Origin of the sequence: Pseudomonas sp. RW3S2 (genome assembly GCF_014268955.1) — a bacterium.
Lineage (GTDB): Bacteria > Pseudomonadota > Gammaproteobacteria > Pseudomonadales > Pseudomonadaceae > Aquipseudomonas > Aquipseudomonas wayambapalatensis.
The window spans coordinates 175,440-196,917 of sequence record NZ_JABWRM010000006.1 but is presented as its reverse complement, the minus strand read 5'-3'; the positions used below and the strand labels follow the sequence as shown (position 1 = coordinate 196,917).

23 protein-coding genes are annotated in these 21,478 nt (G+C 65.9%); 12 read left to right on the top strand and 11 right to left on the bottom strand.

Annotated elements, in window-relative coordinates:
- Nucleotides 1-23: 23 nt before the first annotated feature.
- From HU748_RS11130 to HU748_RS11105, 6 genes are all read left to right on the top strand, one after another.
- A complete protein-coding gene (locus HU748_RS11130; RefSeq protein WP_186711323.1) occupies nt 24-1,772 on the top strand; it encodes a bifunctional alpha/beta hydrolase/class I SAM-dependent methyltransferase in 1,749 nt (582 codons plus the stop codon).
- Nucleotides 1,772-3,106, top strand: coding sequence for a phosphatase PAP2/dual specificity phosphatase family protein (locus tag HU748_RS11125; protein ID WP_186720351.1), 1,335 nt, complete (start codon nt 1,772-1,774; stop codon nt 3,104-3,106). Before HU748_RS11130 ends, HU748_RS11125 begins: the two co-directional genes overlap by 1 nt.
- On the top strand, nt 3,103-3,534 hold the full coding sequence (locus tag HU748_RS11120; protein WP_186669325.1) for a hypothetical protein: 432 nt from the start codon (nt 3,103-3,105) through the stop codon (nt 3,532-3,534). The genes HU748_RS11125 and HU748_RS11120 overlap by 4 nt, the downstream gene beginning before the upstream one ends.
- A 9-nt stretch (nt 3,535-3,543) precedes the next feature.
- Nucleotides 3,544-4,167 carry a lysophospholipid acyltransferase family protein gene (locus HU748_RS11115; protein ID WP_186720350.1) on the top strand — a complete coding sequence of 208 codons (624 nt, stop codon included), beginning with the start codon at nt 3,544-3,546 and terminating at the stop codon, nt 4,165-4,167.
- Between the two features lies 1 nt (nt 4,168).
- Nucleotides 4,169-5,101, top strand: coding sequence for a phosphatidate cytidylyltransferase (locus HU748_RS11110; RefSeq protein ID WP_186720349.1), 933 nt, complete (start codon nt 4,169-4,171; stop codon nt 5,099-5,101).
- A gap of 105 nt (nt 5,102-5,206) precedes the next feature.
- On the top strand, nt 5,207-5,551 hold the full coding sequence (locus HU748_RS11105) for a cupin domain-containing protein (RefSeq protein WP_063542660.1): 345 nt from the start codon (nt 5,207-5,209) through the stop codon (nt 5,549-5,551).
- Between the two features lie 40 nt (nt 5,552-5,591).
- Here the strand turns inward: HU748_RS11105 and HU748_RS11100 are convergent, their stop codons facing one another.
- The 6 genes from HU748_RS11100 to HU748_RS11075 all read right to left on the bottom strand — a co-directional run bounded on the left by HU748_RS11100 (nt 5,592) and on the right by HU748_RS11075 (nt 10,868).
- Nucleotides 5,592-6,353: an ATP-binding cassette domain-containing protein gene (locus HU748_RS11100; protein WP_186720348.1), complete on the bottom strand. Its 762-nt coding sequence runs from the start codon at nt 6,351-6,353 to the stop codon at nt 5,592-5,594.
- The gene (locus tag HU748_RS11095) at nt 6,350-7,411 is read right to left on the bottom strand and encodes an iron chelate uptake ABC transporter family permease subunit (protein ID WP_186720347.1); all 1,062 of its coding nucleotides are present in this window, start codon (nt 7,409-7,411) and stop codon (nt 6,350-6,352) included. The genes HU748_RS11100 and HU748_RS11095 overlap by 4 nt, the downstream gene beginning before the upstream one ends.
- On the bottom strand, nt 7,408-8,523 hold the full coding sequence (locus tag HU748_RS11090) for an ABC transporter substrate-binding protein (protein WP_186711327.1): 1,116 nt from the start codon (nt 8,521-8,523) through the stop codon (nt 7,408-7,410). The genes HU748_RS11095 and HU748_RS11090 overlap by 4 nt, the downstream gene beginning before the upstream one ends.
- A 228-nt stretch (nt 8,524-8,751) precedes the next feature.
- Complete coding sequence (locus HU748_RS11085; protein ID WP_186720346.1) at nt 8,752-9,342, bottom strand: HAD family hydrolase; 591 nt, start codon at nt 9,340-9,342, stop codon at nt 8,752-8,754.
- A complete protein-coding gene (tesB, locus tag HU748_RS11080) occupies nt 9,339-10,208 on the bottom strand; it encodes an acyl-CoA thioesterase II (RefSeq protein WP_186669311.1) in 870 nt (289 codons plus the stop codon). The genes HU748_RS11085 and tesB overlap by 4 nt, the downstream gene beginning before the upstream one ends.
- 90 nt (nt 10,209-10,298) lie before the next feature.
- Nucleotides 10,299-10,868 carry a GNAT family N-acetyltransferase gene (locus HU748_RS11075; protein WP_186669309.1) on the bottom strand — a complete coding sequence of 190 codons (570 nt, stop codon included), beginning with the start codon at nt 10,866-10,868 and terminating at the stop codon, nt 10,299-10,301.
- Between the two features lie 182 nt (nt 10,869-11,050).
- Here HU748_RS11075 and HU748_RS11070 point away from each other — a divergent pair, with 182 nt between their 5' ends.
- The 3 genes from HU748_RS11070 (at nt 11,051) to HU748_RS11060 (ending at nt 14,128) form a co-directional block, all read left to right on the top strand.
- Nucleotides 11,051-11,740, top strand: coding sequence for a histidine phosphatase family protein (locus HU748_RS11070; RefSeq protein ID WP_186720345.1), 690 nt, complete (start codon nt 11,051-11,053; stop codon nt 11,738-11,740).
- A gap of 71 nt (nt 11,741-11,811) precedes the next feature.
- Entirely contained in the window at nt 11,812-12,726 is a 915-nt protein-coding gene (locus HU748_RS11065) for a histone deacetylase (RefSeq protein WP_186720343.1), read from the top strand.
- Nucleotides 12,727-12,874: 148 nt separating this feature from the next.
- The gene (locus HU748_RS11060) at nt 12,875-14,128 is read left to right on the top strand and encodes a TIGR03862 family flavoprotein (RefSeq protein ID WP_186720341.1); all 1,254 of its coding nucleotides are present in this window, start codon (nt 12,875-12,877) and stop codon (nt 14,126-14,128) included.
- Nucleotides 14,129-14,330: 202 nt separating this feature from the next.
- Here the strand turns inward: HU748_RS11060 and HU748_RS11055 are convergent, their stop codons facing one another.
- Nucleotides 14,331-15,656 (bottom strand): DEAD/DEAH box helicase, encoded by a 1,326-nt coding sequence (locus tag HU748_RS11055; protein WP_186669302.1) that lies wholly within the window; start codon nt 15,654-15,656, stop codon nt 14,331-14,333.
- Nucleotides 15,657-15,759: 103 nt separating this feature from the next.
- Entirely contained in the window at nt 15,760-16,656 is an 897-nt protein-coding gene (gene yedA, locus HU748_RS11050; RefSeq protein WP_186710550.1) for a drug/metabolite exporter YedA, read from the bottom strand.
- Nucleotides 16,657-16,811: 155 nt separating this feature from the next.
- Here yedA and HU748_RS11045 point away from each other — a divergent pair, with 155 nt between their 5' ends.
- Nucleotides 16,812-17,270, top strand: coding sequence for an Lrp/AsnC family transcriptional regulator (locus tag HU748_RS11045; protein WP_054892846.1), 459 nt, complete (start codon nt 16,812-16,814; stop codon nt 17,268-17,270).
- Between the two features lie 10 nt (nt 17,271-17,280).
- Here HU748_RS11045 and HU748_RS11040 read toward each other — a convergent pair whose 3' ends face one another.
- The gene (locus tag HU748_RS11040; RefSeq protein WP_186669296.1) at nt 17,281-17,760 is read right to left on the bottom strand and encodes an NYN domain-containing protein; all 480 of its coding nucleotides are present in this window, start codon (nt 17,758-17,760) and stop codon (nt 17,281-17,283) included.
- A gap of 71 nt (nt 17,761-17,831) precedes the next feature.
- Nucleotides 17,832-18,575, bottom strand: coding sequence for a DUF2076 domain-containing protein (locus tag HU748_RS11035; protein ID WP_186710549.1), 744 nt, complete (start codon nt 18,573-18,575; stop codon nt 17,832-17,834).
- Nucleotides 18,576-18,726: 151 nt separating this feature from the next.
- Here HU748_RS11035 and HU748_RS11030 point away from each other — a divergent pair, with 151 nt between their 5' ends.
- Both HU748_RS11030 and HU748_RS11025 read left to right on the top strand, forming a co-directional pair.
- Nucleotides 18,727-19,395: a YciC family protein gene (locus HU748_RS11030; RefSeq protein WP_186669293.1), complete on the top strand. Its 669-nt coding sequence runs from the start codon at nt 18,727-18,729 to the stop codon at nt 19,393-19,395.
- A 119-nt stretch (nt 19,396-19,514) separates the two neighbouring features.
- A complete protein-coding gene (locus tag HU748_RS11025; protein WP_186720339.1) occupies nt 19,515-20,006 on the top strand; it encodes a hypothetical protein in 492 nt (163 codons plus the stop codon).
- 10 nt (nt 20,007-20,016) lie between these two features.
- On the opposite strand, the gene HU748_RS11020 is transcribed toward HU748_RS11025, so the two are convergent.
- Nucleotides 20,017-21,453: an HD domain-containing phosphohydrolase gene (locus HU748_RS11020; RefSeq protein WP_186669291.1), complete on the bottom strand. Its 1,437-nt coding sequence runs from the start codon at nt 21,451-21,453 to the stop codon at nt 20,017-20,019.
- Nucleotides 21,454-21,478: the final 25 nt, after the last annotated feature.

The following is a 21,478-nucleotide window of genomic DNA, read 5'->3' as shown; positions in this document are numbered from 1 at the left end:
GCCGCAGGACAAGGACTTTCGCCATGCGCCAAGCGCAATCGCTGCACTTCTCGACCCACGACGGCGTCGAGCTGCACTACCGGCACTGGCCGGCCACTCGCAACGAGCACCAGCCGCGCCGGGCGCTGGTGATGTTCCATCGCGGGCACGAGCACGGCGGGCGCATGGCGCACCTGGCCGACGAACTGGACCTGCCCGGTTACGACATCTTCGCCTGGGACGCCCGTGGCCATGGCCTGTCGCCAGGGGCCCGGGGCGATAGCCCGAGCTTCGCCACCAGCGTGCGCGACGTGCAGACCTTCATCGAACATATCCAGGCCCGGCACGGCATCGCCGAGCCCGATATGGCAGTGCTGGCGCAGAGCGTCGGCGCAGTGCTGATCGCCACCTGGGCCCACGACTACGCGCCCAAGGTGCGCTGCCTGGTGCTGGCCTCGCCGGCGTTCAAGGTCAAGCTCTACGTGCCCTTCGCCCGCCCCGGCCTGAAACTGCTCAAGGCCCTGCGCGGCAACTTCTTCGTCAACAGCTATGTCAAGCCGCGCCTGCTCACCCATGACCCGGAACGGGTGATGTCGTACACCGCAGACCCGCTGATCAGCCGACCGATCTCGGTGACCGTGCTGCTGGGCCTGTACGAGGCTGCCGACCGTGTGGTGGCCGACGCCCAGGCCATCCAGGTGCCGACTCAGTTGCTGGTGTCCGGCGCAGACTTCGTGGTGGAACGCGGCCCGCAGGAGCGCTTCTTCGAGCGCCTGGGCAGCCCGCGCAAGGAGATGCACATCCTGCCCGGTTTCTTCCACGACACCCTCGGCGAACGCGACCGCACCCACGCCCTGGCGCGGATCGAGCGCTTCATCGCCCACTGTTTCGACGCACCGCTGCCTGCACCGTCGCTGCTCGATGCAGACAAGGTCGGCGCCAGCTGCGCCGAGGCCGAGTGCCTGGCCGCACCGCTGCCACGCAACTCGCCGCGCGACCTCTACTGGCGCAGCTACCGCGCCAGCCTGCGCCTGGGCAAGGGGCTGTCCGAAGGGGTGAAGCTGGGTTTCGACACTGGCTTCGACTCCGGCAGCACCCTGGACTACGTGTACCGCAACCAGGCCACCGGCAAGGGCAAACTGGGCGAGCTGATCGATCGCAACTACCTCGACGCCATTGGCTGGCGTGGCATCCGCCAACGCAAGGTGCATGTCGAGGAACTGCTGCGCCTGGCCATCGCGCGCCTGCGCGAACAGGCACGACCTGTGCACATCGTCGATATCGCCGCCGGCCACGGCCGCTACATCCTCGAAGCGCTGCAGGAGCAATTGCCGGACTCGATACTGCTGCGCGACTACAGCGAGCTGAACGTGCAGCAGGGCAGCGCGTTGATCAACGAAAAGGGCCTGGGCGAGATCGCCCGTTTCGTCCAGGGCGATGCCTTCGACCGCCAGAGCCTGGCCAGCCTCGACCCGCGCCCCACCCTGGCGGTGGTGTCCGGGCTCTATGAACTGTTCGCCAGCAACCAACTGGTGGGCGACTCCCTGGCCGGGCTGGCCGATGCCGTGGAAGACGGCGGCTACCTGGTCTACACCGGCCAGCCCTGGCACCCACAGCTGGAGATGATCGCCCGCGCCCTGACCAGCCACCGCGGCGGCGACGCCTGGGTCATGCGCCGGCGCAGCCAGGCCGAGATGGACCAGTTGGTGGAGGCGGCAGGTTTTCGCAAGATCGCCCAGCGCATCGACGAGTGGGGCATCTTCAGCGTCAGCCTGGCCCAGCGGGTTCGCTGATGACACGCGAAGCCGGACTGATCCGGCGCGGCGTGCTGTGGCTGATGCTGCTCGGGCCGTTCTTCTTCCTCAGCTACGGCCTGGCCAACAGCTACACCGCCGGGCGCGACGATGTCGGCAGCCTGGTATTCGGCTGGGAGCAGCATATGCCGCTGTGGCCGTGGACGATCATCCCGTACTGGTCGATCGACCTGCTGTACGGTTTGTCATTCCTGCTGCCGCTCACTCGCCGCGAGATGGACCGCCATGCCCTGGCGCTGCTGACCGCACAGGTGGTCAGCGTGACCTGCTTCCTGCTCTGGCCGCTGCGCTTCACCTTCGAGCGACCGGAACTGGCAGGTGTGTTCGGCTGGCTGTTCGATGTGCTGATGGGCTTCGACAAGCCGTACAACCAGGCCCCGTCGCTGCATATCGCGCTGCTGGTGATCATCTGGACGATGTTCGCCCGGCATACCCATAAGCCGCTCTGGCGCTGGGCTGTGCACGGCTGGATGGCGTTGATCGGGCTGTCGGTGCTGACCACCTGGCAGCACCACTTCATCGACCTGCCCAGCGGCGCGCTGGTGGGGTTGTTGTGCATGTGGCTATGGCCGCACCAGGGCGCATTGCCGCTGCGCGAGGCGCGCCTGACGCGTGAGCCGAAACGCTGGCGGCTTGGCTTGCGCTATGGCATCGGCGCCCTGTTGTGTGCAGGGCTGGCCTTCAAGCTCGGTGGTGTATGGCTGTGCTTGTTATGGCCGGCACTGGCGTTGCTGGTGGTGGCGCTGAACTATGTGCTGTTCGGTGCTGGCGGATTCCAGAAGGGAGCGGATGGACGACTGTCGAATGCCGCGACCTGGCTGCTGGCGCCCTATCTGGTTGGCGCCTGGATCAACTCGCGGGCCTGGACCTGGCGGCATCCGCAAGCGGATGAGGTGCGCGACGGGGTGTATCTGGGGCGTGTTCCCGGGTTGCGAGATGCCGCCGATCTTGCCACGGTAGTGGATTTGAGTGCGGAGCTGCCCTGTCCATGTGTAGGAGCGGGCTTGCCCGCGAATGGGCCAGAACAGGCAACCTACCTCAGCCTGCCCACCCTGGACCTCATCCCCCCGAGCCCCGCCCTGCTGCTCCAAGCCGCCGAAGCCATCGACCGCCTGCGCCAGCAAGGCCCGCTGCTGGTCTGCTGCGCCCTGGGCTATTCACGCAGCGCCAGCGCCGTAGCCGCCTGGCTGATCCACACTGGCCGCTGCGCCGACATCGACGCCGCCGAAGCCCTCATCCGCCAGGCCCGCCCGGGCGTGGTGCTGCATACGGGCCACCGCCAGGCCCTGCTACAACTCGGAGTCCAGCCATGAACCTGTACCTGGTCGCGACCCTGCTAGCTCGTGGTCGGCAACTCGAACGCCTGTCCGATGCATTGACCCTGCTGGCCATCGCCTACGGCCTGGCACCGCTGCTCGGCCTGCATCTGCACCCGCTGGCCAGCGTGCTGTGCATCCTGCTGCTGATCCTCGGCGTTGCCCACAAGTACTGGGCCATTCGCGTGGCCCTGGACGCCGAGCTCTTCGCACGCCTGGCCGCCAGCCCGCAACGTGCCGACGATACCCGCGCCCTGGACCGCGCCCTGTTCGACCTCAACCTCAAGGCCAAGGCCGACGATCCACGCGACTGGCCAACCCGCAGCCAGGCCGCCCTCGCCCTGCTGCGCCGCCAGAGCCTGTGCCTGGGCCTGCAGCTACTGCTGACCTTGGCTACCCTGCTGACACTGCCCTTCACCGGATGACCCTGCACCATGCTCGCCGCCTTGACCGCCTTCGCCATCACCTCCGCCGCGCGCCTGATCACCGGCGCTCGGGCCCTCTGGCTCGGCTGCACGCCACAACCGGTGCAGCGCCTGTACTTCGCCAACCACAGCAGCCACGGCGATTTCGTCCTGCTCTGGGCCTCGCTGCCCGAACCCTTGCGGCGCCGCACGCGGCCCGTGGCCGGCGCCGACTACTGGAACACGCCAGGCCTGCGCAACTTCGTCATCCACAATGTCTTCAATGGCATCCTGATCGACCGTCAGCGCGGCGAAGGCCAGGACAATCCGCTGCAACCGGTACTCGATGCGCTGGCCCAGGGTGACTCGCTGATCTTCTTCCCCGAAGGCACACGCAATCTTGGCGACGATCCACTGCTGCCCTTCAAGAGCGGCCTGTTCCACCTCGCATCCGCCCAGCCAGACATCGAAGTGGTGCCGGTGTGGATCGCCAACCTCAACCGGGTGATGCCCAAGGGCCGCGCCCTGCCGTTGCCGCTGCTGTGCACGCTGAGTTTCGGCGAGCCATTGCAGGTGCTGCCTGACGAAAGCAAGCAGGCGTTTCTCGAGCGGGCCCGTCAGGCCCTGCTGAACCTGGCCCCGAAGGAAGCCTGAGATGGATCACAACACCCTGTCCCTGTTCGCCGGCATCGGCGCCCTGCTGCTCCTGGCCAGTGTCATCGGCCGCCTGCTCAAGTGGCGCGCCGGTTCCGCGCCGCACGCGGTGATCGACAACCTCAACGCACGCATCAACGCCTGGTGGGTGATGGTGCTGGTGATCGGCCTGGCCTTCATGTTCGGCAAGTACGGCGTGATCGTGCTGTTCTATTGCGTGTCGTTCTACGCCCTGCGCGAGTTCATGACCCTCACCCCGACCCGGCGCAGCGACTACCCGGCGCTGGTCGCAGCGTTCTACGTAGCGTTGCCGGTGCAGTACCTGCTGATCGCCATGGACTGGTACGGGATGTTCAGCATCTTCATTCCGGTGTACCTGTTCTTGCTGCTGCCGATCCTGGCCAGCTTCGGCGGCGATACCACACGCTTCCTGGAACGCGCCTCGAAGGTGCAGTGGGGCCTGATGATCGCGGTGTACTGCTTGTCGTCGGTGCCCGCGCTGATGACCCTGGACATCCCCGGCTACGAGGGCCGCAACCTGCTGCTGATCGCCTGGCTGATCCTGGTGGTGCAGATCAGCGACGTGCTGCAGTACGTGTGCGGCAAGCTGTTCGGCAAGCGCAAGGTGGCGCCCAACCTGTCGCCGTCCAAAACCGTCGAAGGCCTGGCCGGCGGGGTGGCGTTGGCCACGCTGGTCGGCGCCCTGCTGTGCTGGATCACCCCGTTCAACTTCTGGCAGGCGGCGCTGATGGCATTGACGGTCAACGCCATGGGGTTCTTTGGCGGGCTGGTGATGTCGGCCATCAAGCGCGATCGCGGGGTGAAGGACTGGGGGCACATGATCGAAGGACATGGCGGCATGCTCGACCGCATGGATTCGGTGTGCTTCGCCGCGCCGGTGTTCTTCCACTTCGTGCGCTATTGGTGGGCGTGACCGCCATAGCGCGACCAGGCAGATAGGCGTCGAATCCAGGCAACTGCATGTCACGCCAACGCCCTAAGGTGACGGGTCACTCAGCCCGTCATCAGGAGCCTTGCCATGTCCGACTTCATCACCGTCCTGCGCGAAACCTGTCCGACCCCGGTGGTAGATGCGACCAAGTGGAAACGCATCGGCGGCGACCCGCACACCGTCAACCTCAACGCCTACCTGTCGGCCGATGGCAGCAAGATCATGGGCACCTGGATCTGCACGCCAGGCAAGTTCGAGGTCAACTATGAGAAGTGGGAGTTCTGCCACTTCCTCGAGGGCTACTGCATCATCACCCCCGAAGGCGAAGAACCCAAGCACCTCAAGGGCGGCGATGTGTTCGTCATCGAGCCCGGCATGAAAGGCACCTGGGAAGTGGTCGAGACCGTACGCAAGTACTTCGTCTTCGCCTGACTGCATCTGATGTAGCGGGCGTGCAGCCGGGCCGGCAGGCTCAGCGCAGCGCCCGGTCCACCAGCACCTGAAGGCGGCCACGGGAGCACTGCTCGACCCGCGCCTCGACGCCATATACCTGCGCCAGCAACTGCGGTTCGAGCACCTCGGCCGGGGTGCCGCAGGCCACCACCCGGCCCTTCTCCAGCATCACCAGGCAATCGGCATGGCTGGCCGCCAGGTTGATGTCGTGCAGCACCGCGACCGCCAACAGCCGATGGCGAACCACCCGCTCACGCACTGCATCCATCACCCGCAGTTGGTAGTGCAGGTCCAGGGCGCTGGTTGGCTCGTCGAGCAACAGCACCTGTGGATTGCGCGCCAGCAACTGGGCCAGGGCCACCAGTTGGCGCTGGCCGCCGGACAGGCTGTCCAAGCCTTGCTCGGCCAGGTGCTCGATGCCCAACTGGCGCAGCGCATCGAAGGCCGTCGCCAACAGGTCATCGGCAGCCCCCACGCGCAGCGCAGCGACGATGCTCTCCAGCACCCCGAGCGCCAGCCCCGGCGGCAGTTGCTGTGGCATGTAGGCCAGGCGCCGGGCGCGTTCGGCGAAACTCAGGCGGGTAACGTCCTCATCGCCCAGGTGCACCGCGCCCTGCATCCGCTCCAGCCCGGCCAGGGCGCGCAGCAGGGTGGACTTGCCCGCCCCGTTGGGCCCGACCAGCGCCACCAGGCTGCCCGTCGGCAGCGGCGGCAGGCTCAGTTGCTGGATGATCCGGCGCGCGCCATAGGTGACCGACAGCCCTTCGATACGCAAGCTCACAACCTTCTCCCCCGCCGGAACACCAGCACCACGAACACCGGGACGCCCACCAGGGCAGTGACGATCCCCACCGGCACGATCACCCCCGGCAGGATCAGCTTGCTGGCGATCGACGACAGCGACAGCAGCAACGCCCCGACCAGTGCACTCGCCGGCAGCAGGAAGCGCTGGTCCTCGCCCACCAGCAGGCGGGCGATGTGCGGGCCGACCAGGCCGATAAACCCGATGGTGCCGACAAAGGCCACGGCGGTCGCCGACAGCAGGCTGATGCGCAGCAGCGAGGCGACGCGCAGACGCCGGGTGTCCACGCCGAAGCTGCGGGCACGGTCTTCGCCCATGCGCAGCAGAGTCATGGCCGGGGCGGCGCGCAGCGAGAACGGCAGCACCAGCGCCAGCACCGCAGCAAGAATGCCCAGCTTCTGCCAGTTGGCCCGCGCCAGGCTACCGAGGGTCCAGAACACCAGTTGCTGCAGCACATCCTCGGTGGCCAGCAACTGCAGCAACGACACCAATGCGTTGCAACTGAACACCAGGGCGATACCGAACAACACCAGGCTCTCGACCCCGGCACCGCGCAGCCGCGACATGGCCTGCAGCAACAGCACCGACAGGCAGGCGAAGACGAACGCCATCACCGTCACCTGGGCGCTCGGCGCCAGCCAGGCCACCGACAGCGGATAGACGATGGCCAGCGACGCGCCCAGCGCGGCGGCAGAGGACACCCCCAGGGTGAAAGGGCTGGCCAGCGGGTTGTCGAGGATCGCCTGCATCTCGGCGCCAGCCAGCGCCAACGCGGCCCCGACCAGCACCGCCATCAGCGCGTAGGGCAGGCGCACGTTCCAGATGATCACCCGTTCGGTGGCGCTCAGTGCGTTCGGATCGAACACCCCATGCAGCAGCTGTCCAAGCCCCATGCCAGAGGCGCCGCTGGCCAGGTCGCCGAGCACCGCCAGCGCCAGCAGCACGGCCAGCCCGCCGACCAGCCCGGCACGCCGCCAGAGCAGGCGCCGATACCGCCAGGCCGCCAGCGCGGCGCCGTCCAGAGCCTGGGCGGTCACTTGGCGTCGATCCAGTAGTGGCCGTCCAGGCCGACCTTCAGCAGGTGGTTGATGTCGGCCATGGTCGCTTGCGGATCCAGATCCTTGAAGCGCTCGGGGTGAATCCAGCGGGCCATGGCTTCGATGGCGAGGATGTTGAACGGTGAGTTGTAGAAGTCATGCCACAGACCGTGGGCCTGGCCATCGCGGATCGGGCGCAGCGGCGCGAATTCGGGGCGCGCGATGATCCTGGCCAGGCTCTGGCGCGCGGTATCGGCACTCACGCCGGCGCCGAGCAGCACGCCGGGGGCACGGTTGCCGGTGGCGATGTAGACGTCCGGATCGGCCTTGAGCACGTATTCGACGCTGACGTCGCCCAGCGCGCCGGGCACCACGTCAGCAGCGATATTGTGCCCACCGACCGCCTCGACCACACTGCCCAGGCCGCTCTTGCCGGTGGTGTGCCCCGGCGCCTGCCAGACGCCCGCCAGCAGTTCGAGGAAGACCTTCGGCCGCTCGCTGTCCTTGAGCCCCGCCACCTGGTCGGTGACGTGCTTGAGGTGGCTGTCGTAGAGGTCCAGGTATTCCTGCGCCTGCTGCTCACGACCCAGCAAGGTGCCCAGGGCTTCGAGGCTGACGCGGGTGTTCTTGATCGGGTGCACACGGAAGTCGATGAACAGTACCGGGATGCCGGCCTGTTCCAGCAGGTCGGCGACCGGGCTGTGCTGGGTCGGGCCTTCGCCGGCGATGCTGAAGATCGCCAGGTCCGGTTTCAGTGCCAGGATCTGCTCGGCGCTGACGCTCTGCTCCGAGGCCTGGCCGATCAGCGGCAGCTTGGCCACCTGGGGATAAAGCTTGGCGTAGACGTCGTAGGTATGCGGGTCGAGCAGGCGCATGTCGTTCTGCCAACCGACCACGCGCTGGAACGGGTTGTCGCGATCCAGCAGGGCCAGGGCGAAGAACAGCCGGCCCTCGCCGAGGACGATGCGCTGGGGCGCGTGATCGACTTCCACCTTGCGCCCGAGCACGTCGGTGACCTGGGCGGCGCTGGCGGTCTGGAGAGTGCCGAGGCCTGCGACCAGCAGCATGAGCAGCGGCAGCAGGCGCCGCGCGGAACGGAGAACGGAGAACATCGGAGGGCTCCTGGCAACAGCGGATGCGTGACAGAGAATCGGTCTCATTCAAGACCGGGCATTCTAGTCAGGGGACTGCCCTTGCCAGTGTCCGGGAATGTAGTGGGATGTCAGTGAATCGTCATGGGTTACTGTTCATTACATGGGATAGCGGTGAGTTCTTCGCGGGCAGGCCCGCTACCACAGTTCGGCGCTCCGACTTGCCCGCGAAGAACCCACCGCAACCTTTCAGCCAAGCATCGCCCTCAACGCCCGGCAGTCCGCCGCATGCCAGTCCGCCAGCTCCGGCCAGGGGTTGTCGGGCAGGTTTACCAGGACCGTCCTGGCCCCCGCCGCACGCCCGCAATCCAGGTCGAAGCGGTAGTCGCCCACCATCACCAGTTCCGACGGATTCACACCCCAGGCCCGGGCGATCTGCAACAGGCCATCCGGATCGGGCTTGGGCGCCGCTTCGTCACGTCCCAGAATGTGCTCGACCGGGAAGCAGTCCGCCAGGCCAATGGCCTCCAGCGTGACATGCGCCAGCTCCCGCGCGTTGCGGGTGAGGATCGCCAGCCGGCAGCCACGCGCCGACAGCTCGCGTACCAGCTCGACTGCACCGGTCGCGGCCTTCGAGGCGATCGCCAGGTCGCGCTCGTGCTCCAGCAGCCAGGCGTGCTTGGCCTTGGACTCCTCGTGAGGCAGCGCGGCGAGGTGGGTGAGGATGTCATCCTCGGGCGGAATCTCCAGCGCCTCGCGGATCGCGGCAAAGTCGTGCACCGCCACGGTGAGGGTGCCGTCCATGTCGAACACCCAGTTGCGTACTTCGTGCAGGCTCATGCCCAGTCCTTGCGATGGCGGATCAGGCCTTCCTGGGTGGACGAGGCCACCAGTTGCCCGGCGCGGTTGAAGATGCTGCCGCGGGTGAAACCGCGGGCGTTGCCGGCCCATGGGCTGTCGGTGGCGTACAGCAGCCAGTCGTCGGCACGCAGGTCGCGGTGGAACCACAGCGCATGGTCGAGGCTGGCGATCTGCATATCCTTCTGCCACACCGATTTGCCGTGGGGCAGCAACGAGGTGGTCAGCAGCCCGAAATCCGAGGCGTAGGCCAACACGTACTTGTGCAGCGCCGGGATGTCCGGAAGGTTGCCGTCGGCGCGGAACCAGGCGTACTTCACCGGGTCGCCCGGCTTGGGGTCGAACGGATCACGCTCGGTCACCGGGCGGATCTCGATGGGCTTGGCGCACAGCACCTTGTCGCGGATACGCTCGGGCAGCTTGTCAGCCATCACGCGGGCCAGTTCGACTTCGCTGGGCAGGTTCTCGGGGCCGACCACATCGGGCATCTGCACCTGGTGCTCGAAACCGCCCTCGTCGTACTGGAACGACGCGCTGCAGGTGAAGATCGGGTTGCCCTTCTGGATCGCCGTGACCCGGCGGGTGCTGAAACTGCCGCCGTCGCGCACCCGATCGACCGAATAGACGACCGGCATGCTGGCATCGCCAGGGCGCAGGAAATAGCCGTGCAGGGAATGGACATGGCGCGCGTCCTCGACCGTCTGGCTGGCCGCCGACAACGACTGGCCCAGCACCTGGCCGCCATACAACTGACGAAAGCCCAGGTCCTGGCTACGGCCACGGAACAGGTTCTCTTCGATGGATTCGAGGCTCAACAGGTCGACCAGGTCGTCCAACACATGGCTCATCGGGGGCTACTCCTGACAGGTGTCACGGCAATTCGGGCATTGGCGCAAATCATACAGAATTTGTCATCGCCTCCGTGCATGGCGCCCCATTCAGGCATGCAGGGTTCGCTCCCAGCGCGGCCGGTCGATGCGATACAGCACGTGCGGACGCAGCGGGTGCCCCTCGGGCAGCCGCGGGTGTTCGAAGCTGCCTGCCTCGTCCTGAACCATGCCGATCGCCTGCATCACCTTCTGCGAGGGTACGTTGTCCTGAGTGGTGAACGACACCACCTCATCCAGGCGCAACTGGGCGAATGCGCAGCGCAGGCAGGTCCAGGCCGCCTCGCTGGCAAAGCCCTGGCCCCAGTGACGACGGGCCAGACGCCAACTGATCTCCACCGCCGGCGCGAAGGGTGCGTCGAAATTGACGTTGAGCAACCCGGTCAAGCCAATGAAGGCGCCACTGTCCATGCGCTCCAATGCCCAGAGACCGTAGCCGTATTCGTTGAAATGGCCACGGATGCGTCCGATCAGCGCGGCGGCCTCCAGGCGCGTCAATGGCGCCGGGAAATAGCGCATCACCTGCGGATCGGCGCACATCTCGGCAAACGCCTGCAAATCGTCGTCCCGCCATTGGCGCAACACCAGGCGGGCGCTTTCGAGCTTGAGGATCGAGGTCATCGAGTGTGCTCCGGATTTTCAGTCCTGCAGTCTACAGATTAGGCGCCGGGGGCGCTTTTCACCTGCACCCCAAGCCCAATGCAATTTTCACAACGGCTTCACTCGGCGCAGACAGGCCACTTCACAGAATGCCACCACCTGCCGCCGCCCTGCGCGCGGCCCCCTCTTGCCGGAGCCCGAGCATGCTGTCGAGCGACATCCTGGAAAACCTGGCCATCCCCACACGCCGCAAGCGACACCGACGTTTACGCAAGGCTTGGGCAGTCGGCCTCGCCTTGGTGCTGGTCGCGGCGGGATTGATGCTGTGGTCGTCAACGAGGACGCACATCGTGAACCTTGGCAATGAACGGCAGTTGAACGCCAGCGGCCTGCTGCAGAAGTGGGCCGAAGGCCGCGTGATCGTGATGATTCGCCACGCCGAGCGCTGCGACAGCGCGCCCGGCCCTTGCCTGGACGATCCAACCGGCATCACCGTGTCCGGCAGCCAGGCCGCCCAGCGTGTCGGAGAAGGCTTGCAGCGCCTGGGGCTGAACGGTGCCGACCTGCTCAGCAGCCCGAAGCTGCGCACCCGACAGACCGCGCACTTCATCGTCGGCGACACGGTGACCAGCGAGGACTGGCTCGAAGGCTGCGAGAGCGGCTTCGCAGGCCAGGCCATGGCGCACAAGCGTGCAGGGCACAATCTTGTGCTGGTGACCCACAACGGCTGCGTCGATCACTTCCAGCGCACGCTCAAGGTTGCGCCGGGCGAGCGCGAAAGTGGCTACGCCAGCGCGCTGTTCGTGTCGGTCGATGACAGCGGCAAGGCCCGTATCCTTGGGCGCATGAACGAGCCGGACTGGCGACGGGTACTGGCGTCGGCACAACGCTGATGAGTGTTTGAGTTGCGTGGCATTCCGGCCCACTGGCAAGATCAACGCTGCCTCCAGCCGCGATCCTGCCCATGCCCCTGCCGCTGATCTACCACGAAGACTACAGCCCCGAGTTCCCGCCGGAACATCGTTTCCCCATGGACAAGTTCCGCCTGCTGCACGATCACCTGATCGACAGCGGGCTGACCACCGACCAGGCCTTGCTGCGCCCCGAACTCTGCCCCAACGACATCCTCGCCCTGGCCCATGACCGCGCCTACATCGAGCGCTACATGAACGGCGAACTCTCACGCGAAGACCAGCGCCGCCTGGGGCTGCCCTGGAGCGAGGCCCTGGCACGGCGCACCGTGCGCGCCGTCGGCGGTTCGCTGCTGACCGCCGAGATGGCCCTGCGTCACGGTATCGCCTGCCACCTGGCCGGCGGCACCCACCATGCCCACCACGACCACCCCGCCGGGTTCTGCATCTTCAACGACCTGGCGGTGATCAGCCGCTACCTGCTCGCAGCCGGACGCGTGCACCGCGTGCTGATCTTCGACTGCGACGTGCACCAGGGCGACGGCACCGCACGCATCCTTCACGACACACCAGAGGCGATCACCGTGTCGTTGCACTGCGAGCAGAATTTCCCCGCACGCAAGGCCCAGAGCGATTGGGACATCCCCCTGCCGCGCGGCATGGACGACGCGGCGTACCTGAAGGTGGTGAACGATGCGCTGAACTACCTGCTGCCGCTCTACCAGCCCGACCTCGTGCTGTACGACGCCGGCGTCGATGTGCACAAGGACGACGCCCTGGGTTATCTGCAACTGACCGATGCAGGCGTCGCCGCCCGTGACGAAGCGGTCCTGCGCCACTGTCTTGGCCGTGATATTCCGGTGGTCGGGGTGATCGGCGGCGGTTACAGCAAGGACCGGGCGGCGCTGGCGCGGCGGCACGGCATCCTTCACCACAGCGCGGCGCGGGTGCTGGGTTACACACAATGACTGTGGAACCGCTTGTGGATAACCTGCGGGAAAGCCCCTGGAGCCCTTTAACTGCCTGACCTGCAAAGATTTGTTCATTTTTTGAACAGTACCTGCACAAGCACCTCTGGGGTAGAATGCCGACTCTTTTCCACAGCCTGCCGCCACCATGACCGATTCCCACCCCACCTCCCCTCCCCTCGTCGCCGTGATCGGCGGTGGCCCCGCCGGCCTGATGGCTGCCGAGGCCCTGGCCCAGGCCGGCGTAGCGGTCGAGGTGTTCGATGCGATGCCGTCGGTGGGTCGCAAGTTCCTGCTGGCAGGCGTTGGCGGCATGAACATCACCCACTCCGAGCCCTACCCGGCCTTCATCGGCCGCTATGGCGAACGCCGCGAGGCCATCGACACGCTGCTGCGTGATTTCGATGCCGACGCCCTGCGCCAGTGGATCCACGGCCTGGGCATCGAGACCTTCGTCGGCACCTCGGGGCGGGTCTTCCCCACTGACATGAAAGCGGCACCGCTGCTGCGCGCCTGGCTCAAGCGCCTGCGCGATTCCGGCGTGGTTATCCACACCCGGCACCGCTGGCTCGGCTGGGACACGGAAGGCGCACTGCGGATCGCTTATCCACAGGGCGAACGCCTGGTGCGCGCCACTGCCGTGATCCTGGCCTTGGGTGGCGGTAGTTGGGCGCGCCTGGGCTCGGATGGCAGTTGGGTGCCACTGCTGGCCGAGCGCGCTGTGGATATCTCGCCATTACGCCCGAGCAACTGTGGTTTCGAGGTGCAGGGCTGGAGCGATCTGCTCAGGAACAAGTTCGCCGGCGCGCCGCTGAAGAACATCGCCCTCAGCGTGCCTGGCAGCGCTGCGCGCAAGGGCGAGTTCATCCTCACCGCCCAAGGCGTGGAAGGCAGCCTGGTGTATGCATGGTCGGCGGCGGTGCGCGCCGGCATCGAGCGCGACGGACGCGCTACCTTGCTGCTCGACCTGCTGCCGGATCGCCCTGTGGATAAAATCGCTCAGGCCCTGGCCAAGCCCCGTGGCTCCCGCTCGATGGCCAAGCACCTGCACGGGCAGCTCGGGATCGACGGGGTGAAGGCCGCGCTGCTACGCGAGCTGACCGATCAGGCCACCTTCGCCGACACCATGCGCTTGGCCCAGGCGATCAAGGCGCTGCCGATCGAACTGGTGCGCACGCGGCCGCTGGATGAAGCGATCAGCAGTGCCGGTGGCGTACGTTTCGAGGCGCTGGACGAGGGCTTGATGCTCAAGCAACTGCCCGGCGTCTTCTGTGCCGGCGAGATGCTGGACTGGGAAGCACCGACCGGGGGCTACCTGCTGACGGCGTGCTTTGCCAGCGGCTTGCGCGCCGGGCGGGCGGCGCTGGAGTGGTTGTCCGAGCGCCAGCCCGCGTCCCTGTAGGAACACCTGTCTTGTTCAAAATCTAAAGGCCAGCCCAATCCCTGTGGGAGCGGCGGTTCGCCGCTGCGACTTGTCCCGCGATCGGGCGCGAAGCGGCCGTAACTCAGGCGACCGTACTTTTCCTGAGGGACTGCGGTAGCTGGGTTTACGGCCGCTTCGCGCCCGATCGCGGGACAAGCCCGCTCCTACAGGAACCCCCGCACTAGGGTTTGCGCTTGCGTGGCCCGCTGTTGAAACTCGGCACCTTGCGCACCGGCTTGACCGTCGGTGCCGAATCTTCCGAGCTGTCCATCCACTTGCCCAGCCCGCGCTTGGCACTGTTCTCTTTGGGTTTCTTGGGCTTTTTCGGTTTCTTCAGCACCTGGCCGCTGGCATCGGTCATCGGCACCCGGTGATCGGGGATGAAGTCCGGCTCTTCATGACGCGGCAACGTCTGGCGGATCAGGACCTCGATCGCCGACAGCAATTGCACCTCGTCGGCGCACACCAGCGAAATCGCCTCGCCCTTGTTACCCGCTCGCCCGGTACGACCGATGCGGTGTACGTAATCCTCGGCAACGATCGGCAGGTCGAGGTTGACCACCAGCGGCAGGTCGTCGATATCGATGCCGCGAGCAGCGACGTCTGTCGCGACCAGCACCTGGACTTCACGCGCCTTGAAGGTATCCAGCGCCCGCTGGCGGGTCGCCTGTGGACGATCGCCATGGATGCCATCGGCATTGACCCCCTCGGCCAGCAGCCGCTCGACCAGTTGATCGACGCCGTTGCGGGTCTTGGCGAACACCAGCACCTGCTTCCAGCGCTGCTTGCGCATCAGGTGGCAGAACAGGTCGGCCTTGCGCTTTTTGTCTACCGGCACCAGCCATTGCTTGACGGTGGTGGCGGCGGCGTTGCGCGGGCTGACTTCGATACTCAGCGGATCGTTCAGGGCCAGGCCGGCGAGCATGCGGATCTGGTCGGAGAAGGTCGCCGAGAACAGCAAGGTCTGGCGCTTGCGTGGCAAGGCGGCGTACACCGCCTGCAGTTCTTCGGCAAAGCCCAGGTCGAGCATGCGGTCGGCTTCGTCGAGCACCAAGGTTTGAACCTGGCCGAACTTCACCGCGTTCTGGCGAAACAGGTCGAGCAGGCGGCCCGGCGTCGCCACCAGCAAGTCGACGCCACGGCGCAGACGCATCATCTGTGGGTTGAGGCTGACGCCGCCGTACACCGCGTAGGTGCTCAACGGCAGGTGCTCGGCGTATTCACGGATATTGGCGTGTACCTGCTCGGCCAGCTCGCGGGTGGGCACCAGCACCAACGCGCGGATCGAATTGCTGGCTACCTTCTCACCCTCGAGCGCCAGGCGTTGCAACACCGGCAAGGCAAAACCGGCGGTCTTGCCGGTGCCGGTCTGGGCAGCGGCCATCAGGTCGCGCCCTGCCAGCACGGCGGGGATGGCCTGGGCCTGGATCGGGGTCGGGGTGGAATAGTCCCGCTGCTGCAGGGTGCGCAGCAGGGGTTCGATCAGGCCGAGTTTGGCGAAATTCATGGTGATACCGTCAGGGGGTTCAGCGAAGGCGGCAGTTTACCGCAAGCCCCCTGGAGTTGCGCTGGCTTTGACGCCCACCGCTACCACCGGATGCACCGGCCCCTCAGGCCACCTGCCGGGGCGCACGCCGCCACTGTGGCAGCCCGATCAGCACCACCGCCCCGACGATCACCCCCATGGCCAGGCATTCCTCGGCGCCGATCTGCTCACCGGCAAAGACAATCCCGAGCAATACCGCCACCACCGGGTTGACGTACGCGTAGCTGGTCGCAGCCGCCGGCCGCACGTGCTTGAGCAGGTACATGTACGAGCTGAAGGCCACGATCGAACCGAAGAAGATCAGGTAGGCCAGTGCCCCCCAGCCCGCCGCCGTCGGCATCTGGGTCAGGCGCTCACCGCTCAGGGCGCTGCCGATCAACAACGCAGCGCCGCCCACCAGCATCTCGGCAGCACTGGCCATGGCGCCCTGGGGCAAGGGCAGGTTCTTGCTCCACACCGAGCCGAACGCCCAGGCCGCGGCTGCGAACAGGATCAACACCGCCCCCATGGGGCTGGCCTGCAGGTTCGAACCGAGGTTGAGCAGCCCGATACCGGCAAGCCCGAGGAAAATCCCCGCCCATTCAAGACGCGAATTGCGATGACCGAACAGCAGCCCGAACAGCAAGGTGAACAACGGCACCGTGGCCACCGCCAGCGCTGCAACGCCCGATGCCACGCCAGCATGCTCGGCCAGGGTCACGCCACCGTTGCCGCAACTGAGCAGCAGAAACCCGATCGCCCCCGCCGCCCGCCATTGCGCCCAGGTCGGAGCCGGCACCCCGCGCCAGCGCAGGAAGCCATACAACAGGCTGCCGGCAATGACAAAACGCACCCCGGCCATGAGCAAGGGCGGCCAGGATTCGACACCGATGCGAATGGCCAGGTAGGTAGACCCCCAGACCAGATAGAGGGCGATGAAGGCGCCGATCAGCAGCCAGGGAAAACGACGGGAGGCAGGCATGACAAAAGACTCGAAATCCGTTTACGGGTGACTTAGTTTAGAAAGGCACTCCCGTAAACATAAGTTACAAAACACGTTTAATAGACCCATACACTTTGCAATGAACGGTAATTCACCTGTTTTTCCGTTGATTGCATATCCGCACCGAGAAGCCCATGGACAAGTACGATCGCATGCTGCTCGCCGCCCTGCTCGAAGACGGTCGCGCCACCTACGCCCAGCTCGCCCGCCAGGTCAACCTGTCGGCGCCGGCGGTAGCCGAACGAGTCGCCAAACTCGAGGCCAGCGGAGTGATCACCGGTTACGCCGCCAAGGTCGACCTGGAAAAGATCGGCCTGCCCATCCAGTGCATCATCGAACTGCGCCTGGCCAGCCACGGCAACCAGCAGGCCTATGACGCCCTGGCGCGCATCCCCCAGCTCACCGAATGCCATCGGGTCACGGGCGACCCGTGCGTGATCATGCAGGCGGCGGTGGGTTCGATGCATGAGCTCGAAGCGCTGATCAACCAGGTGTCGCAACTGGGGTTCAGCAAGACGTCGATCATTCTGTCCAGCGCGGTGGAACGGCGGGTGCCGCTGGATCACTTGCAGGGCAATGGCAGGAAGGGATGAGTGCGCCGGTTCAGTGACGCAGCAGCAAATTACCCTCGATCGGGACATAGCGCGTGGCTGCGCGAATCAACGACAGCGCGGTAAGCCCTGGCGCGCCGTAGACCACCGTCTCGACGCCATGGCGCAGCATCACCCGCTCGAGCAACTGGTCGAAGTCGCCATCACCGGAGGCCAGTACGACCTGGTCGACCCGGCCGGCGGCCTCATACACATCCAGGGTGATGCCCACGTCCCAGTCACCCTTGGCCGAGCCGTCGCTGCGCTGGATGTAAGGTTTGAGGCGCACCTCGAAGCCGAGGTTGCGCAGGATCTGCTGAAATTGCTGCTGCTTGCTGTCACCCCGGTCGATGGCATAGGCCACGGCCTCGACGATGTCGCCATCGCGGCTGACCTGGGACCAGAGGGCACTGTAGTTGAAGTGACAGCCATGGGCCTGGCGCACGGTGTAGTAGAGGTTCTGCACATCCGCGAACAGCGCGATCTTTTTCACCTGGTGGCCCCGGGATAACGGCGAAAGGGGCGCAGTGCGCCCCTGGGAATCACGCGATTATGCCAGACGCATCAGACGAAGGTGTCGTCATCGTCCGAGAAGAAGCCACCGCCGCCGCTGTCGTAGTCGCTGTCCACGTAGCCGCCCTGATCGTTGCCCCAATCGCCGTTGTCAGCGACCTGGCGCTGGTTGTCCTGGTCATTCCAGCCACCATTGTCGCTGGCTGGGGCCGGCTCTTCGCGGATCACCTCGACCACCTCGTTGGGTTGCGAGTTATGGCTGAACAAACTGCTGATGCCTTGCGCCAGCAACACACCACCCGCCACCCCCGCAGCCGTTTGCATGGCCCCCCCGAGGAAGCTGCTCGCACCACTGCGCGCCGGGGCCGCAGCAAAACCTTGTGGTTGCGGTTGCGCCTGAGGCTGCGGGGCATAGGCCTGGGGCGCAGGCTCGCGCCAGCCACCGGAACCGGAGGTTGGGGGCGGCGCGACCGGACGCTGAGCCTCCGGGCTACGCGTACTGCTGCCGAAGATGCTCGACAGGAAGCCACCGCTGGCCTTCGGCGCCTCTTGCTGGGCCTGGGCGCGGGCTTGTCTGAGCTCGGCCTCGAGCTGCTTGTTCTGCTCGTCGAGCTTCTTGATCGCCGCTTCCTGCACCAGGATCGCCTGGGCCATGTAGTACGGGGCCGCCGGCTGCTGGCGCAGATGCTCCTCGATCCGCGCCTGGGCCTGGGCATCGCGCGGCTGCTGTGGATCCTCGGCCTGCTTGATGCGGCCGAACAGGCCGTCGATCAGGGTTTGTTCTTCAGTGTTCATGGGCTACCTCTTGGGCCATGCGGAACATCGGACAAGGTCAAAGATGGGGCGTGCCAGGGCCGGATTCAATTACGGGGCCGATGAAACTTTTTTCAGCATCGCTCGCTCCTGGGCTAAAGTGACGCACTGCTTTTTCCTGCGATATAGACCGATGAACCCGCTGACGATACTGCGCGACTCCCTCTACTTCTTCCGCCGCCACTTCACCAGCATCCTGCAGCTGTGCCTGCCGCTGGTGGTGCTGGAAGCCCTGTTCAGCCAATTGCTGTACCGCCAGCTGGGTGACGACGCCTCGCCAGCCTACGGCATGCTGGTCAGCCTGCTGTTCTACCCGTTGTACAGCGCCGCGCTGATCCTCTACCTGGACACCCGCAGCAACGGCCAGCAGATCAGCAAGCGCAACCTGTTCGCGCGCGCCGTGCAGTTGTGGCCGGCGCTGGCCCTGCTGATCCTGATCAGTTCGCTGCTGATCATGGCGGGCCTGGCGCTGTTCATCTTCCCGGGCGTATGGATCATGATCAACCTGGTGTTCGCCGAGTACCTGCTGGTGCTGCGCGGCCTGCCTGTCGTGCAGTCGATGCGCGAGAGCGCACGCATGACCACCGGGCACTTCATGCGCATCCTGATCTGCGTGCTGTCGGTGCTCGCGCCGCTGTGGCTGCTCGATGGCCTGCTGCTGATGGCCTTCCCAGAGCCACAGCCGGGCGCGCAACTGGCGCTGGACAGCCTGAGCGGCTTCCTGCAACTGTTCAGCAGCGTGGTGCTGTACCGCCTGTTCATGCTGTTGGAGAGCGAGGCCGGCGCCGCTGCGGGAAACTGAAAGCTGCACGGGATGACGGCAACGCTCTGGAAAGCGTTCGCGGTGCCCTGCCCAACGTATTGCATCGACACTCCTGAACGACGCCCGACAGTCGCGGGCACCCGCAGGAGATGCATGCAATGGGTATGACAACAGATTCCGCAACCGAGCTACAGCGTGACTTCAAAGCCACGATCTACTGGATGAAGGGGGACGTGCTCGTCCCGATCAGGCGGAGCAAAACGACGGATAAATTCACCTGGGGATTAGTCCCGGGGGACGACTGGCTGCAGGCAGGAGGTGACCAACCTTCTCTGATTCTGGACTTCGAGCTTCACTCCAAGACCGAAGACCGCCTGCACTACATGATCAGCAGGTCGAGCGGATTGATCAGGCTTGGGCGAAGCGTCGGCGGCTATCTCGGGCTCTATAAGGTCAGCGAGGTGACCGACTACTGGAAACTGGAACCGTTGCGGCACGCGCCCAATGGCTGGGTCTGCCGTTTGCGTGATCACGAAGGGCATGGCGTCAAGACCTGGCAGGACGCCCCCCATTTCGATAATTTCAACTACCACTTCCTGAACACCTACGAAGGGAACGACGCCGAGTTCCTCGTGGTTCCCACAACCTGAACTCCAGCGCTCACAACAACCCGAGGGTCAGTGCCTTGAGCGTTGCTGCAGCGCGCGTGGTGCATTCGAGCTTGCGGAAGGTGCTCTCGACATGGGTGCGCACAGTACTGGGACTGATGCCCAGCAACCGCGCGACCTCCTTGTTGCTGTGACCCAGGCTGATCTGACGCAGCACCTCGCTTTCGCGTTCACTCAACAGGCCACCGCCCCCTTTGGCTATCGGCAGCTTGCGCTCCCCGCGTTCGGCAGCGAACACGGCTTCACAACACTGCAGGTCGAAGCGCCCCTGTTGCGCCTCCTGCCTGAGCAACTGCTCGGCCTCCTGCTGGCCAAGCGCCGCTCGCCATGGACGCTCGGCCCGCAGCGCCTGCCAGGCGAGCGCCACGGCCAACAAGCGCTGCTCCGGCGCCAGGGCATCACCCTCCACGCCACGAAAATAACCACTGCCATCGAGACGCTCGTAGGCGTGTGCTGCAAGCTTGCCCGCACGCTGCAATGCCGGTATCTGCGCGCAAGCGCGCTGAGTCCAGTAGGGCACCAGGCGAATCTGCTCGCGGTCGCCCTCAAGCAATGCACCTGGCAGGTTCCAGACCCGGTTCGGCACCGCGGCGCGGCCGATGCCATGCACCAGCGCCGCCTGTCTTAGCACGCCCTGCAGCGCCTCCGGCATGCCCATCAGCGCGGCGGCGTCATGCACCAGCGCAGCCGCACCACGCGAATAGCCCGAAAGCCAGGTCAACTTGAGGTCGATGACATCGGCAACCAAGGTCAAAGGCACGTCGGAGCAGGCTGTATTCAGGACAGTCGCTTGTTCAGCCTCCTGCAAGTCATGCAACCAGTCCGCCGCCTGACACTGCAGCTCCCTCACCAGGCTGCGCGGGTACCGCTGGTCGGCCTGCCCCTCGATCCAGGCCAGCGCCGCCTCAAGACCCCGCGCCCGCGAAAGAATCTCCAGATCACCTGCCAGCACCACCTGATAGACCACCTCAGGCACCTGCGGATGACGCAGGCCGTATGGTCGGCCGCTACCGTCGAAATGCTCGAACACATGCCGCAGCCCCTGCTCCACTGGCGCGCCCAGCCCAAGAGCCGCGGCCACCTCGCCTGCCACCTCGCAGTGCACGCGCGCCAGCGGCCCGGTCTGCAGCATCGCCCGCTGCCCGGCGGCGTCGAGGGTCTGCGCAAGCATTGCTTGGCGGCCACCCACGTCGTCACCGAGCAGGCGGGTGAAATCTTCGGCGTTGGCAGTGCAACCGGACCAGCGCAACCGTGCGACATCAGCGGCCACCTGCAGGTGGTCGCCCTCGCCCATGCAGGCGTGCGCGAGCCTGCGCGCCAGCCGCGCCGTGCGGCGCGACTGATCTATAGGCTGACCCATGCTCAGGTCACCCACCATCGACAGGGCGAGGATGGCATCTTCCAGGGGGATGCAGTCGGTAGCAGGCATGAGCGGTCTACAGTGGAGTGAATTG